13 protein-coding genes are annotated in these 14535 nt (G+C 31.3%); 8 read left to right on the top strand and 5 right to left on the bottom strand.

Annotated features, from left to right (window positions below; all coding sequences use genetic code 11):
• Nucleotides 1-224: 224 nt before the first annotated feature.
• Nucleotides 225-1100 carry a zinc transporter ZupT gene (zupT, locus tag CMOL_RS00335; RefSeq protein ID WP_239820329.1) on the bottom strand — a complete coding sequence of 292 codons (876 nt, stop codon included), beginning with the start codon at nucleotides 1098-1100 and terminating at the stop codon, nucleotides 225-227.
• 146 nt (nucleotides 1101-1246) lie between these two features.
• Here zupT and lpxB point away from each other — a divergent pair, with 146 nt between their 5' ends.
• The 8 genes from lpxB to CMOL_RS00295 are packed head-to-tail and all read left to right on the top strand — an operon-like array spanning nucleotide 1247 to nucleotide 8958.
• Entirely contained in the window at nucleotides 1247-2341 is a 1095-nt protein-coding gene (gene lpxB / locus CMOL_RS00330) for a lipid-A-disaccharide synthase (RefSeq protein WP_239820328.1), read from the top strand.
• Between the two features lie 11 nt (nucleotides 2342-2352).
• Nucleotides 2353-2838 (top strand): transcription elongation factor GreA, encoded by a 486-nt coding sequence (gene greA, locus CMOL_RS00325; RefSeq protein WP_200281335.1) that lies wholly within the window; start codon nucleotides 2353-2355, stop codon nucleotides 2836-2838.
• Nucleotides 2839-2840: 2 nt separating this feature from the next.
• Nucleotides 2841-3599 (top strand): metallophosphoesterase, encoded by a 759-nt coding sequence (locus CMOL_RS00320; RefSeq protein ID WP_325100683.1) that lies wholly within the window; start codon nucleotides 2841-2843, stop codon nucleotides 3597-3599.
• Entirely contained in the window at nucleotides 3592-4545 is a 954-nt protein-coding gene (locus tag CMOL_RS00315) for a chemotaxis protein (protein WP_200281332.1), read from the top strand. Before CMOL_RS00320 ends, CMOL_RS00315 begins: the two co-directional genes overlap by 8 nt.
• Before the next feature lie 3 nt (nucleotides 4546-4548).
• Entirely contained in the window at nucleotides 4549-6822 is a 2274-nt protein-coding gene (locus CMOL_RS00310; protein ID WP_200281329.1) for a hybrid sensor histidine kinase/response regulator, read from the top strand.
• Between the two features lie 4 nt (nucleotides 6823-6826).
• The gene (locus CMOL_RS00305; RefSeq protein ID WP_137621902.1) at nucleotides 6827-7351 is read left to right on the top strand and encodes a chemotaxis protein CheW; all 525 of its coding nucleotides are present in this window, start codon (nucleotides 6827-6829) and stop codon (nucleotides 7349-7351) included.
• Complete coding sequence (serB, locus tag CMOL_RS00300) at nucleotides 7351-7974, top strand: phosphoserine phosphatase SerB (RefSeq protein ID WP_200281325.1); 624 nt, start codon at nucleotides 7351-7353, stop codon at nucleotides 7972-7974. Before CMOL_RS00305 ends, serB begins: the two co-directional genes overlap by 1 nt.
• Complete coding sequence (locus CMOL_RS00295) at nucleotides 7975-8958, top strand: transaldolase (protein ID WP_239820327.1); 984 nt, start codon at nucleotides 7975-7977, stop codon at nucleotides 8956-8958.
• On the opposite strand, the gene CMOL_RS00290 is transcribed toward CMOL_RS00295, so the two are convergent.
• The 4 genes from CMOL_RS00290 to CMOL_RS00275 all read right to left on the bottom strand — a co-directional run bounded on the left by CMOL_RS00290 (nucleotide 8944) and on the right by CMOL_RS00275 (nucleotide 14522).
• Nucleotides 8944-9366, bottom strand: coding sequence for a Sua5 YciO YrdC YwlC family protein (locus tag CMOL_RS00290; RefSeq protein WP_239820326.1), 423 nt, complete (start codon nucleotides 9364-9366; stop codon nucleotides 8944-8946). The two genes, CMOL_RS00295 and CMOL_RS00290, sit on opposite strands and share 15 nt — an antisense overlap.
• Nucleotides 9367-9372: 6 nt before the next feature.
• The gene (gene carB / locus CMOL_RS00285; RefSeq protein WP_239820325.1) at nucleotides 9373-12642 is read right to left on the bottom strand and encodes a carbamoyl-phosphate synthase large subunit; all 3270 of its coding nucleotides are present in this window, start codon (nucleotides 12640-12642) and stop codon (nucleotides 9373-9375) included.
• A gap of 100 nt (nucleotides 12643-12742) precedes the next feature.
• Nucleotides 12743-13492, bottom strand: a complete 750-nt coding sequence (gene mreC, locus CMOL_RS00280; RefSeq protein ID WP_200281300.1) for a rod shape-determining protein MreC — start codon at nucleotides 13490-13492, stop codon at nucleotides 12743-12745.
• Nucleotides 13482-14522 (bottom strand): rod shape-determining protein, encoded by a 1041-nt coding sequence (locus CMOL_RS00275; RefSeq protein ID WP_137623335.1) that lies wholly within the window; start codon nucleotides 14520-14522, stop codon nucleotides 13482-13484. Before CMOL_RS00275 ends, mreC begins: the two co-directional genes overlap by 11 nt.
• Nucleotides 14523-14535 lie beyond the last annotated feature (13 nt).

Genomic DNA, 14535 nt, shown 5'->3' with positions numbered 1-14535 from the left:
AAGAAGATGATTTTAAAAAGACAGCAATATCCTAGTTCTATCAAATGTGAAGAATTGGACAAATTTTATAAATGGTTTAAAACACTAAATAATAAAATATAAAAACTTATTTTAGATAATCTTTAAGAAAAAATATCTCAAATTTCTATTACAAAATGATGACTTTTTAATTAAAAAACCAGTAAAAGAAATCAAAACAAGGTGTTTTTAACTCTTGATTTAACCTAAGGATTTAATAAAATCAAACTTATCGCCATCACAGCCATTCCTAAAACAAGTCCATAAAGACTATCATGGGCTTTATCATAAGTTTTTGCGGCAGGTAATAGCTCATCAAAAGAAATAAATACCATAATTCCAGCCACTATAGCAAAAGTAATAGCTAAAGTAAGTCCATTCATAATAGGCAAAATCAAAAATGCTCCAACAAATGCTCCTATAGGCTCTGCTATACCAGAAAGTGCTGAATAAACAAAGGCTTTTTTCTTATCATTTGTAGCATGATAAATTGGCAAAGAAACTGCCATTCCTTCGGGAATATTATGTATCGCTACAGCTACGGCAATAGCTACACCAAAATTAAGATTATCAAGACTTGAAATAAAAGTTGCAAAACCTTCAGGAAAATTATGTATTGCTATTGCAAGTGCGGTAAAAATTCCTGTTCTTTTTAAAGCCTTGGTATTAATTTTTTTAAGAGGTTCTCCTGCATGAAAAGCGGGAGCTTTTTCATTTTTCTTAGGCAAAGGACAAATTTTAAGCTCACTTAAATCCTCTTTTGGTTCGTGCGGATTAACATCTTCAGGGATAAATTTATCAATGATAGCTGATAAAAAAATTCCTCCAAAAAAACACAAAAGTGCCAAAAGTTCTCCATAACTTGAATTATAATATTTTTTAAAATCTATAAAAGACGAAGGTAAAATTTCCATGAAAGAAATATATATCATCACACCAGCAGAAAAACCGAGTCCAAAAGAAAGGATTCTAAGGTTATCATTTTTGCTGAAAAATGCTATCACTGAACCAATAGCTGTTGAAAATCCTGCCAAAATGGTCAAAATCATCGCTATTAAAATTTGATTGATTGTAAATTCCATGATAAAGATTATATCAGAAAAATATTAAGTAAAAATTTATTTATTGACAATAATTATTAATAATATATGATTTTAATTTTCAAGCAAATTCTTTAAGTGAAAATTAGCTATGATTCTTTTTCTAAAAATTTAAAAGAGGGTAAAAAATGAAAACCTTTCTCGTTTGTGCCTTAGAACCTTCAGCAAATTTGCACCTCAAAGAAGTTTTAAAAGCTTATAAAGATGAGTATAGAGAATTTAATTTAGTAGGAATTTATGACGAAAACTTATGTGATGAGTTTAATCTAAGCTCAAAACCCCTCTACAGCTCACACGAATTTAGTGCTATGGGTTTTGTAGAGATCTTACCTCTTATCTTTAAGGCAAAACGCGCGATAAAAGAGCTTGTGAATTTAGCTTTTACTCAAAAAATTGATGCAATTTTGTGCATAGATTCTCCCGCTTTTAACATCCCTTTTGCGAAAGCTTTAAAAAAAGCAAATTCTAAAATAAAAAGAATTTATTATATCTTACCTCAAGTTTGGGCATGGAAAAAAGGAAGAATTCCCATCATAGAAAGTCACTTTGATGTTTTAGCTTCTATCTTACCTTTTGACGATCAGTTTTTTAGCAAAAGTATTTACGTTGGACACCCGCTTTTAGACGAAATCAAAGAATTTAAAGATGAAAAAGATGCACAAATTTTACTTTCAAAAAAAGAAAGTGAAAAAATCGTTGCTTTTTTACCTGGATCAAGAAGAAGTGAAATCAAACGCTTAATGCCTATTTTTAAAGAGCTTTCTAAAAATTTTCAAGGTGAAAAGATCCTTTGTATCCCTCCTTTTAATCTTAATAAACTCGATATTTATGGCGATATTAGCGAATTTAAAATAGAGAGTAATACACCTAAAGTTTTAAAAAAATCAGATTTTGCCTTTATTTGCAGCGGCACAGCAACTTTGGAGGCGGCTTTGGTCGGAACTCCTTTTGTGCTTGCTTACAAGGCAAAGGCGATTGATATTTTTATAGCAAAGCTTTTTGTGAAATTAAAACACATCGGTCTTGCAAATATTTTTTGTGATTTTGCAGGAAAAGAAGAATTAAACCCTGAATTCTTACAAAATGAAGTCAATGTAGAAAATTTATATCAAGCTTATCTTAAATACGATTATAAGAGTTTTTTTGCTAAAGTTAATTTTTTAAAACAATATTTAAAATTTGGAAGTGCAAAAAATTTAGCTAAAATACTTGATGAAAATTAAAAGGATAAATTATGCAAAAAGAACCAATGAGTCAATTTGGATATGATAAATTAGTTGCTGAATTAAAAGACTTAAAAGACAATCAACGCCCAGCAGTCGTCATAGAAATCGACACTGCAAGAAGTCATGGGGATCTAAAAGAAAATGCAGAATACCACGCGGCTAGAGAAAAACAAGCCTTAATTGAAAGTCGCATAGCAGAACTTAGCGATTTGCTAGCTCGTGCGCAAGTTATAGACCCTGCAAGTTATGAACACGATAGCGTAAAATTCGGATCTAGTGTTGTGATTATGGATTTAGATACTGAAAAAGAAAGTAAATACACTCTTGTTGGAATTTGTGAAGGAGATCTTGATAAAGGTTATATTTCCATTGCTTCACCTATAGCAAAAGCCATGCTTGGAAAAAAAGAAGGCGATGAATTTAAAGTTCGCTTACCTAAAGGTGAAAGCGAATTTGAAATCATTTCTATTAGCTATGAACCTTTGAAATTCTAAGGATGCAAGAATTAATCCTAAAAGATAAAGCAATTTTAATTGCCGATGCACATGAAAATACTCAACGAAGAGGTTTTTGGAAATTTCTACAAGCTTTGAAAAATAATGAAATTTCCACGCCTCAACTTATCTTAATGGGTGATATTTTTGATCTGCTTATTGGAGAAATTTCTGCTACTCATGATTTTGCAAAACCTTATATTTATCTGCTTGAAGAATTAGCACAAACTATAGAAATTATTTATCTTGAAGGAAACCATGATTTTAATCTTTCTTGCTTTTTTAAAAAAGTAAAAATTTTTCCTATAAAAACGCAACCTTTAAAACTTAAATTGCATACAAGTAAAGTTAAAAATGAAAATTCTTATATTTTTTTAGCACATGGAGATATTTTTTTATCTCCATGCTTACAAATTCTTTTAAAAAGCCTTAGAAATCATTATTTACTTGTATTTTTAAATTGGATAAATCAAATTAGTTTTCATGCTATATCAAAAAAAATCTTAAAAAATCAAAATCAAAAAAATCTATTTTATAAAATTCAAAATTTTGAAAATTTAGCTAATGAAAGATATCTCAAATACAATAATTTAGGCTCTTGGGTGTGCGAGGGACATTATCATCAAAATTTTATTCTTAACAAAAAAAACATTAAATATTTTAATCCTGATAGTTTTGCACATAAGGAAAGTTTTTTTTTAGTAGAATACAAACAAGAAATTGAATTTCGAGAACAGAAATTGAGGGGTCAAAATGTTTGATGAAAATATCGTGAAAACGGGTTCAAATGAAATGGAGCTTGTCGATTTCCGTATCTTTAAGCAAGGACAAGATAAGATTTATGAAGGAATTTATGGAGTAAATGTCTCTAAAGTTAGAGAAATTATCAAAATTCCAACTCTTACAGAACTTCCAGGGGTACCTGAATATATCGAAGGAATTTTTGATCTTCGTGGTATTGTTATTCCTGTAGTTAATCTTGCAAAATGGATGCAAATCACTGAGCCAGAAAGTACTATGCTAAAACCTAGAGTAATTATTACCGAATTTAGCAATATTCTTATAGGCTTTATCGTTCATGAAGCTAAAAGAATTCGTCGTATTAATTGGAGAGATATAGAACCAGCAAGTTTTTCAGCAGGTTCTGGTGCCTTAGATAAAGGTAAAATTACTGGGGTTACACGTATAGAAAATGATGAAGTATTATTAATACTTGATTTAGAAAGCGTGATAGAGGAACTAGGAATTTATTCACCTAAAACCGATGTTGATTATAAATTAGAAAAATTTAGCGGAACAGCACTTATCTTAGACGATAGCTTAACAGCTAGAAAACGTGTAAAAGATATGATGCAACAATTAGGTTTGCAAGTTATCGAAGCTAAAGATGGTGTTGAAGGTTTAAATAAACTTGAAGAACTTAGTCAAGTTTATGGTGAAAATTTATGTGATATTTTAAAAATTATAATTAGTGACGTTGAAATGCCTCAAATGGATGGTTTCCATTTTGCAGCACGTCTTAAGGATGATGCACGTTTTAAAGATATTCCAATTGTCTTTAATTCATCATTGTCAAATGAGTTTATGAATGAAAAGGGTGTCCAAGAAGCTGGTGGAGAAGGCTATTTGGTTAAATTTAATGCTAGTGATTTCTTTAGCGAAATAACTAAAGTTTTAAAAAAACACCAATCACAAGAACAGGGGTAAAATATGGAAGATATGCAAGAAATACTTGAAGACTTTTTAGTTGAGGCTTTTGAGCTAGTTGAGCAAATCGACCATGATTTGGTAGAACTTGAATCAAATCCAGAAGATTTAGAATTACTTAATAGAATTTTCCGTGTTGCACATACAGTAAAAGGCTCATCAAGCTTTTTAAATTTTGATGTTTTAACAAAATTAACCCATCATATGGAAGATGTTTTAAATAAAGCAAGACACGGGGAATTAAAAATCACTCCAGATATCATGGACGTAGTTTTAGAATCTATTGATAGAATGAAAACTTTGCTTAACTCTATCCGTGATAATGGAAATGACACAGCCATAGGCATGGATATAGATCCAATTTGTACAAGATTGACGGCTATTTCAGAAGGAGAAGCTCCAGTTGGAAATTCAGCTCCAGTGGAAGAAAAACCAGTAGAAACTCCTAAAGAAGAGCCTGCGCAAGAGCCAGAAGTGGATGTTAATCAATTAAGCGATTCTGAAGTGGAAGCTGAAATCGAAAGATTATTAAAAGTAAGAAAAGCTGAAGATCAAGCTCGTCGCGCACAAAAAAAGAAAAGTGCAACAACACCAACTCCACAAAAAACAGATAGCGGTGGTGAAAAAAAAGTTCCAGCATCAAGTAGTGGCGGTGGTATGGATCAAACTATACGTGTTGAAGTTAAAAGATTAGATCATTTGATGAATTTAATTGGAGAGCTTGTTCTTGGCAAAAACCGCTTACTTAAAATTTATGATGATGTTGAAGAGCGTTATGAAGGTGAAAAATTCCTTGAGGAACTTAACCAAGTTGTAAGCCAACTTAGCATTATTACAACTGATGTTCAATTAGCAGTTATGAAAACCAGAATGCAACCTATTGCAAAAGTTTTCAATAAATTTCCAAGGGTTGTTCGAGACTTAAGTCGTGAGCTTGGCAAACAAATAGAGCTTGAAATTTCTGGTGAAGAAACAGAACTTGATAAATCTATTGTTGAAGAAATTGGCGATCCAATTATGCATATGATTAGAAATTCTTGCGACCACGGAGTAGAAGATCCAGCAACTCGTGTAGCCAATGGCAAACCTGAGAAAGGTATAGTCCAACTTAAAGCTTACAATGAAGGAAATCATATAGTTGTTGAAATCACTGATGATGGTAAAGGACTTGATCCAAATGGCTTAAAAGCAAAAGCTATGGAGAAAAATTTGATCACAGAAAGAGAAGCGGATCAAATGACAGACAAGGAAGCCTTTGCACTTATTTTTAAACCAGGTTTTTCAACTGCAGCTAAAGTTACCAATGTTTCTGGACGTGGCGTTGGTATGGACGTTGTTAAAACTAATATTGAAAAACTCAATGGTGTTATTGAAATTGATAGTGAATTAGGTAAAGGAAGCACTTTTAAACTTAAAATTCCTCTTACTTTGGCAATCATTCAATCTTTACTTGTTGGAACTCAAGAGGAATTTTATGCTATTCCTTTGGCAAGTGTTCTTGAAACAGTTAGAGTGCCGGTTGATGATATTTATACTATTGAAGGTAAAAATGTATTACGCTTAAGAGATGAAGTCTTATCTCTTGTAAGACTTTCTGATGTATTTGGCGTCAAACAAGTACTTGAAAGTGGCGATCAAACCTATGTTGTAGTTATCGGTGTAGCTGAAAGTAAGCTTGGTATTATAGTGGATACACTCGTAGGACAAGAAGAAATTGTTATCAAGTCTATGGGAGAATATTTACAAAATATACAAGGTATAGCTGGAGCTACAATACGTGGTGATGGTAGAGTAACATTGATCATTGATGTAGGTGCTATGATGGATATGGCCAAAGAAATCAAAGTTGATATTAAAGCTCAACTCGAAGCTAGTTCTAAAAAGGTAAAAGAACAACCAAGCGATTATAAAGTTTTAATCGTAGATGATTCTAAAATGGATAGAACTTTAATGCAAAAAGCATTAGAACCACTTGGAGTAAGTTTAATCGAAGCAACTAATGGAGCTGAGGCGCTTAATATTGTTAAATCTGGCGAATACGATATCGATGCTATGCTTATAGATATTGAAATGCCGAGAATGGATGGTTATACCTTAGCAGCTGAAATTAGAAAATATTCTAAATATCGCAATTTACCACTCATAGCTGTAACCTCTAGAACAAGTAAAACAGATCGTTTAAGAGGGGTAGAAGTAGGTATGACTGAGTATATTACAAAACCTTATTCTCCAGAATATTTGGAAAATGTGGTGAGAAAAAATTTAAAACTAGGATAAGAATATGAGTAATGAAAAATTAGAGCAAATATTGCAAAAACAGCAAACTCAGATAGCTGGTCCTGATATCGATCAAAAAGAAGATGATATTATTCAACTTGTTGGATTTGTGGTTGGAGATGAAGAATATGCTATTCCAATCCTTAATATCCAAGAAATTATTAAACCTATAGAATATACAAGGGTTCCAAGTGTACCTGATTATGTTCTAGGTGTATTTAATATGCGTGGTAATGTTATGCCTCTTATTGACTTAGCGCAACGATTTCATTTAGGTAGTTCAAAAATGACTCCTCAAACTCGTTATATCGTTTTAAGAGGTTCAACTGACGCGGGTAGTAATGCTTCTGGCAATGCGGGTTTTGTGATAGATAGATTAACAGAAGCTATCAAAATTCACAGAAACCGCATTGATCCGCCACCTGAAACTTTATTAAAAGAAAAAGGTATGATATATGGCATTGGCAAAAGAGATGAAAATATCTTAACCATCTTAAAGGTTGAAGCCTTACTTAAACGTGAATTTTAATGATAAAGCTTTGTATTTTTGATTTTGATTCCACTTTGATGGATGGCGAAACTATAGATATTTTAGCTGATTCTTATGGTGTAGGTGATAAAGTAAAAAATATCACTTACACAAATTCTAACGAACAACTTGATTTTTTTGAAATTCTTGTTAAAAAAGTATCTTATCTTAAAGGCATGTCTTATACAAAAACTTTAGAAATAGGACAAAAACTTCCCTTGATGAATGGAGCTTATGAACTCTGCGAATTTTTAAAATCTAAAAATATATTTTTAGTAATTTTTAGCGGTGGTTTTTATGAAGGTATTAACCCAGCCATGCAAAAATTAAATATTGATTTAGGTTTTGCTAATCATCTACATCATAAGAATAATATTCTTACTGGATGTGTAGGCGGAGAAATGATGTTTTTAAATTCTAAAGGATTAATGCTTCAAAAACTTAAAAAAATGCTTTGCTTAAAAAATGAAGAAGTTATGTGTGTTGGAGATGGCTTTAATGATATCGCTATGTTTGAAGAAAGTGGCTTAAAAATTGCATTTTGCGCCAATAAACTTTTGCAATCTAAAGCCGATATTTGTATAAATAAAAAAGATTTAAAAGAAATAATAAAGGCTATATAAATGAAAAATTTTTCTTTATGGTGTGATTTTATTGAAAATAGTTTTTTAGATCATGATTTTTTAAACCTTTTATCTCTTGGGATTAATGGTGCAACCTCTAATCCAGCAATTTTTAAAAATGCTATTTTAAATTCTCCAATTTACCAAAGCAAAATTGCTGCTTTAAAAGGTAAAAAAGCAAAAGAAATTTACGAAGAACTTGCTATTTGCGATATTAAAAAGGCTGCTGATAAACTTGCCCCTTTATTTTATCAAAAAAATGATAGTTTTATTAGTATAGAAATAGATCCAAGATTTTATGATAATACTGCTTTAAGTTTAGGAGAGGCAAAAAAACTTTATACAGCCATCGCTAAAGAAAACGTTATGATTAAAATTCCAGCAACTAAAGCTTCTTATGAAGTCATGTATGAACTTATGAAAAACGGTATCAATGTAAATGCAACACTAATTTTTTCACAAGAACAAAATAAACAATGCTTTGAAGCTCTTAACCAAGGCTTGGTAGAATTTAGAAAATCTCAAGCTCACTTAAAAGGAAATCTAAATACTCCAAAAGCTGTAATTAGTATCTTTGTAAGTCGCTTTGATAGACTCTTAAATGCAAAAGCAAAAGAACAAAATCGCATAGGCATCTTAAATGCGAATTTAGCCTATAATTATATTGTAAGTCAAAATGAACCTAATATCCGCGCACTTTTTGCTAGCACTGGAGTAAAAGGAGATGATCTAGTAAAAGATTATTATATTAAAGAACTTCTTTTTGAAAACAGTGTAAATACTGCTCCACTTGATGCTATAAAAGCATTTAATTGGGAATATAATTTTAAAAATCCATTAAATGATGCAGAAATTAAAACACAACTTAATCAAATAATCGCAGAAAATGAGTTAAAACAATCTTATGATATTTTATTGCAAGAAGGTTTAGAGCAATTTTGTATAGCTTTTGAAGAAATTTTAAAAGCTTTATCGGATTTTTAGTTTTCTTTTCCCTCTAATTTTTAATATTTTAGAGGGAGTACCTTCAAAAAAAAATTGATCTAAAATCACATCAGCTACGCTTTTAGCCCATATTTCATCAAATTTTTTTCCATGTTGATTGGCAGAACTCGAGTAAAAAAAACCATTTTGAGATAAAAATTCAGCATGTTTGCAATCTTTAACAATACGAATAGCTTGATGATTAGGATAAATAAAAGTAGTTTTCTTAGCACGGCGCACTAAATTTTTAAAACCTTTTGGCACCCTTGTGAGATTTTGTAACTCACTTAACTTTGCTGAAGTAATAAGACAAGGCTTATCTTTAGCCCTGCCTTTTAAGATATTAATTTCTTCTAAATTTTTACTTAAAAAACCAGCTGTCGTATCTGTTTGCGCTAAATAGATCATGGATTTTTAAGCTTTTAAATGTTCTTGTAAGCTTTTTATTTCCAAATAAGTTTTTTCCTGTATAGCTTTAATTGATTTAGCACCTGCCATAGCTGAACGTAAGTTGGTAAAATATGGAATTTTAAAGCGTATAATATTTTCACGGATTTTTTTCGTATCTCCTTGAAAACTATGGCTATCACTTGTATTAATCACCAGATTAATTTCACCATTTTTTAATTTATCCTCAACATTTGGACGACCTTCAGAAATTTTATGCACAAGTTCACAATCAAAACCATTGGCTTGTATTTCTTTACAAGTTCCACTCGTTGCTATTAATTTAAAACCTAATTTAGCATACTCTGTAGCAATTTTTTTAGCATACTTCTTATCCTTTTCTTTTAAAGAAATAAATACAACTCCACTTTCTGGCAAATGATTAAATGACGCAATTTGACTTTTTGCAAAAGAATTAGCAAAATCTTTACTAATCCCCATTACTTCACCAGTAGAACGCATTTCAGGTCCAAGCTCCAAATCGCTACCACTTAGCTTTGCAAATGGAAAAACCGCTTCTTTTACGCTAACATATCTTAAAGCTTTAGGTTGTAAAATTTTACGTGCAAAATCAACAACTTTAAAACAATCATAAAATTTTAAAGCTTCTTTTAGATCACCTTGCCACATCATACGTGTTGCTACTTTAGCCAAAGGAAGACCTGTAGCTTTACTGACAAAAGGCACAGTTCGACTCGCTCTAGGATTAACTTCTATGATATAAAGTTCGTTATTATAAATAGCAAATTGGATATTTAAAAGTCCAACAACTCCTAAATTTAAAGCTATATCTGCTGTTTTTTCTGAAATTAAGCTTTGCATTTTTTCATCTATATTGCAAGGCGGTAAAGAACAAGCACTATCACCAGAATGAACTCCTGCTTCTTGAATATGTTCCATAATTCCAGCAATATAAACATCTTTTCCATCGCAAATTGCATCCACATCAATTTCTGTAGCATTATCTAAATATTGATCAATTAAAACTGGACTTTTATCGCTTACGCTTACTGCTTCTTGCATATAAATTCGAAGTTCAGATTCATTGCTTACTACACGCATAGCTCTACCGCCTAAAACATAACTTGGACGAACTAAAACTGGATAACCGATTTCTCCCGCTTTTAATACTGCTTCTTCTACTGTAATTGCTGTAGAATTTTTAGGCTGATTAATACCTAATTTTTCAATAAATTCAGCAAATTTCTTTCTATCTTCAGCCATATCGATCACTCTTGCACTAGTTCCTATAATTTTGGCTCCAAAAGCACTTAAACGCTTGGCAAATTTTAATGGAGTTTGACCACCAAAATGCACAATAATTCCATCAGGTTTTTCTCGCTCAATTACAGCTCTTAAATGTTCAAAATCAATAGGTTCAAAATACAAAATATCACTCGTATCATAATCAGTTGAAACAGTTTCTGGATTGCAATTATACATAATAGTTTTTATTCCCATATCTTTTAAAGCAAAAGAAGCATGTACACAAGCATAATCAAATTCTATACCCTGTCCTATACGATTTGGCCCACCTCCTATAATCATAACTTTTTTTTCTTTTTTATCTCTTGCTTCTTGTTTGCTTTGAGTTAATTCACTCGCATTAATACTAGAATAAAAATAAGGAGTTAAAGCTTTAAATTCGCCCGCGCAAGTATCCACTTCGCTAAATTCTGCTATAATTTTATGTTTCATTCTTGCATAATAAATATCATTTTGACTAAGTTCTAAATTGTCTTTCAAATTAACTTGTAATGCGATCATCTTATCAGAAAAGCCCATAGTTTTTGCTTTTCTTAAAAGAATTTTATCATTTAAAATATCCATGTCAATTTGTTTTTCAAAATCTACAATTTCTTTAATTTGAGATAAAAACCAAGGATCTATGTTGCTTAATTCATAAAGATCTTTTATATTAAATCCTTCTCTAAAAGCTTGTGCAATATAAAGCAATCTTTTTTCATTAGGATTTCGAATTTTAAATATAAGATCATTTCTATCTTCAAATTTAATCTCATCAAATCCACTCAAAGATCTTTCTAAAGAGCAAAGTGCCTTTTGGATGCTTTCCTTAAAAGTCCGTCCTATAGCCATCACCTCACCCACACTTTTCATTGCTGTACCTAAAGTTGCATCTGCATTTGGAAATTTTTCAAAAGTAAAACGAGGAATTTTCGTAACAATATAATCAAGTACAGGTTCAAAGCTGGCTGGTGTCCCTGTAATATCATTTTTTATCTCATCTAAAGTAAAACCAACCGCTAAAAGAGTAGCCACTTTTGCTATAGGATATCCTGTTGCTTTACTTGCCAAAGCACTTGATCTTGAAACCCTTGGATTCATTTCTATAACTATCATCCTGCCATTTTTTGGATTGACAGCAAATTGGACATTACTTCCGCCTGTGTCCACTCCAATTTCACGTAAAATAGCAAAAGAAGCATTTCTCATAACTTGATATTCTTTATCAGTCAAGGTAAGAGCGGGTGCTACAGTGATACTATCACCCGTATGCACTCCCATAGGATCAAGATTTTCTATGCTACAAACAATGATACAATTATCATTTTTATCACGTATAACCTCCATCTCATACTCTTTCCACCCAAGTAAACTTTCCTCTATGAGAATTTCATGTATAGGAGATAAAGCTAAAGCTGTATTAGCAAGATCTTTAAATTCATCCATATTATAAACAACGCCACTTCCAGCACCGCCTAAAGTATAAGAAGCACGTATCATTAAAGGAAAACCGATTTCATCAACAGCTTTTAAAGCATCATCATAATTATACGCATACATCGATTTTGGCAAATCCATACCAATTTTTTTCATACATTCTTTAAAAACTTGACGGTCTTCTCCCTTTTTAATTGCTTCAGGATTAGCACCCAAAAACTTAACATTATTTAAAAGTCCACTCTCATAAACTTCCATTGCAACATTAAGTGCTACTTGTCCACCCATAGTAGGTAAAATGGCATCAATTTTTTCTTTTTTAATAATATTTAAAATATTTTCTTTTGTAATAGGTTCTATATAAGTTGCATCCGCAAATTCTGGATCTGTCATAATGGTTGCAGGATTGGAGTTAATAAGCACGATACGATAGCCTAATTCTTTTAAGGTTTTAGCTGCTTGAGTCCCAGAATAATCAAACTCACAAGCTTGTCCTATAACAATAGGTCCACTTCCTATAAGTAAAATATTTTTTATATCGGTTCTTTTTGGCATAAATCCTTCCTAAGTAGCGTAAATTTAGCCATAATTATAACAAATTTTACTTTGAGTTTTGATATATTTTTTTAAATTTATAAGAAGAAAAATTCTTTAATTATACACTATCAACAATATAAAGATAGGCAGGAATATTGATTTTAACATAAGGTTTTACTATAACACTTTTATAAATTTCTCCATTATTAATTTCAATCACTTTACCCACTGGAATATCTGAAAAAAATATATTATCAAGTCCACTAGTTAAAATTTCATCCCCTATATGTATTTTTGCAGATTTTGAAATAAAATTAACTATAATCTTACCATTTTCACCTTGAAGAAGTCCAGGAATTTTATCTTTTCCTATATAGACTGCAAAAACACATTTTTCATCACCCTGTAAAATTGCCATAGCCCTATCATTTTTATTTATAGCAATACCAGCTGTATATCCTTGATAGATTAAACCTTTATTTTTATCAGGAGGAACTCTAGCAAAATCAAGCCACAATCTCTTATAATCATTTAATCGTACATAAGAAATAGCTCTTGTTAAAGAAACTTGAGGTAAATATTTGGTTGAATTTTTATCCTCCAAAATTCGATTGAGTTGATTAGCAAAACTTGTGGTTAAAACTGCCATATATTCTAATTCTCGATTTCTAGCTTTGAGTTTTTCAATTTGCTCTGCTTGATTAAAATGTTTAGAAAATTCTTCAGAAATAAAATCCTTGATTCCGTAAAATTTTTCTATAACTACATCATTTACAAAAAGAATATTTTTTTTAATCAACCCTCCATAATAAAAAGATATAAATATTAAAAAAAATAAAATAAGAATAAAAATGAGCTTATTCTTCATTAGTTAGCTGTTGCAAAATTGAAATTTCTTCCAATGCTTTACCCGTTCCCTTAGCCACAGCCAAAAGTGGTTCATCAGCAATATATACTGGCAAACGAACAATCTCTGAAAGATATTTATCAAGACCACGAATTAAAGCTCCTCCTCCAGTTAAAACAACTCCATTTTCAACAATATCACTTGCTAAATCAGGTGGCATCATTTCAAGAACCATTTTTAAAGCATCTGCTATTTCTTTAAGTTGTTCCCTCATCGCTTCTCTGATATCTTCGCTTGTAAGCTCTATACGGCTTAAAAGTCCGCTCACTTGATCTCGACCTTTAACTACCATAGAAAGTTCTTTTGGAAGTTGAATAGCCGATCCTATTGTAATTTTTATTTCTTCTCCTGTTCTTTCCCCGATAATTAAATTATATTTTTCTTTAACATAATTTACAATACTCATATCTAATTTATCGCCAGCTGTTCTAATCGATTTTGAAATTACAAGACCACCTAAAGAAATTACACCAATTTCTGTTGTTCCACCACCTATATCCACAACTAAACTTCCTTTAGGTTCATCAATAGGTAAATTTGCTCCTATAGCTGCTGCCATAGGTTCCTCTATTAAAAAGACTTCTCTAGCTCCAGCACTTAAAGCACTTTCTCTAACCGCTTTTCTTTCAACTTGAGTTAAACCATAAGGAACTGAAATAATAATTCTAGGACGTAAAAAAGACTTTCTTCTGTGAGTTTTTTCTATAAAATATCGAATCATCTTTTCAGTGATATCAAAATCAGCAATCACTCCATCTTTCATTGGACGAATAGCTTCTATATTTCCAGGAGTTTTACCTACCATATCTTTAGCTTCTTTTCCTACAGCTAAAATTTTAGCCTTGGCGCCATATTTTTCACGCTCAACCGCAACAACAGAAGGCTCATTAATAACAATACCCTTATCTTTAACTAAAATAAGAGTATTGGCCGTTCCAAGATCTATACCCATATCGCTCGAAAAAAATCCTATAAGTTGATCTAAAATCATCACATTCCTTTAT

Origin of the sequence: Campylobacter sp. RM10537 (genome assembly GCF_022369435.1) — a bacterium.
In the GTDB taxonomy this organism is placed as follows: domain Bacteria; phylum Campylobacterota; class Campylobacteria; order Campylobacterales; family Campylobacteraceae; genus Campylobacter_D; species Campylobacter_D molothri.
This window is presented reverse-complemented; position numbering and strand designations above follow the sequence as displayed.

Coding starts and splice junctions, on each gene's coding strand:
- mreC (WP_200281300.1), bottom strand. CDS start 13,492: ATGAAGAATAAGCTCATTTTTATTCTTATTTTATTTTTTTTAATATTT.
- carB (WP_239820325.1), bottom strand. CDS start 12,642: ATGCCAAAAAGAACCGATATAAAAAATATTTTACTTATAGGAAGTGGA.
- CMOL_RS00275 (WP_137623335.1), bottom strand. CDS start 14,522: ATGATTTTAGATCAACTTATAGGATTTTTTTCGAGCGATATGGGTATA.
- greA (WP_200281335.1), top strand. CDS start 2,353: ATGCAAAAAGAACCAATGAGTCAATTTGGATATGATAAATTAGTTGCT.
- CMOL_RS00315 (WP_200281332.1), top strand. CDS start 3,592: ATGTTTGATGAAAATATCGTGAAAACGGGTTCAAATGAAATGGAGCTT.
- CMOL_RS00295 (WP_239820327.1), top strand. CDS start 7,975: ATGAAAAATTTTTCTTTATGGTGTGATTTTATTGAAAATAGTTTTTTA.
- CMOL_RS00320 (WP_325100683.1), top strand. CDS start 2,841: ATGCAAGAATTAATCCTAAAAGATAAAGCAATTTTAATTGCCGATGCA.
- lpxB (WP_239820328.1), top strand. CDS start 1,247: ATGAAAACCTTTCTCGTTTGTGCCTTAGAACCTTCAGCAAATTTGCAC.
- zupT (WP_239820329.1), bottom strand. CDS start 1,100: ATGGAATTTACAATCAATCAAATTTTAATAGCGATGATTTTGACCATT.
- CMOL_RS00305 (WP_137621902.1), top strand. CDS start 6,827: ATGAGTAATGAAAAATTAGAGCAAATATTGCAAAAACAGCAAACTCAG.
- CMOL_RS00310 (WP_200281329.1), top strand. CDS start 4,549: ATGGAAGATATGCAAGAAATACTTGAAGACTTTTTAGTTGAGGCTTTT.
- CMOL_RS00290 (WP_239820326.1), bottom strand. CDS start 9,366: ATGATCTATTTAGCGCAAACAGATACGACAGCTGGTTTTTTAAGTAAA.
- serB (WP_200281325.1), top strand. CDS start 7,351: ATGATAAAGCTTTGTATTTTTGATTTTGATTCCACTTTGATGGATGGC.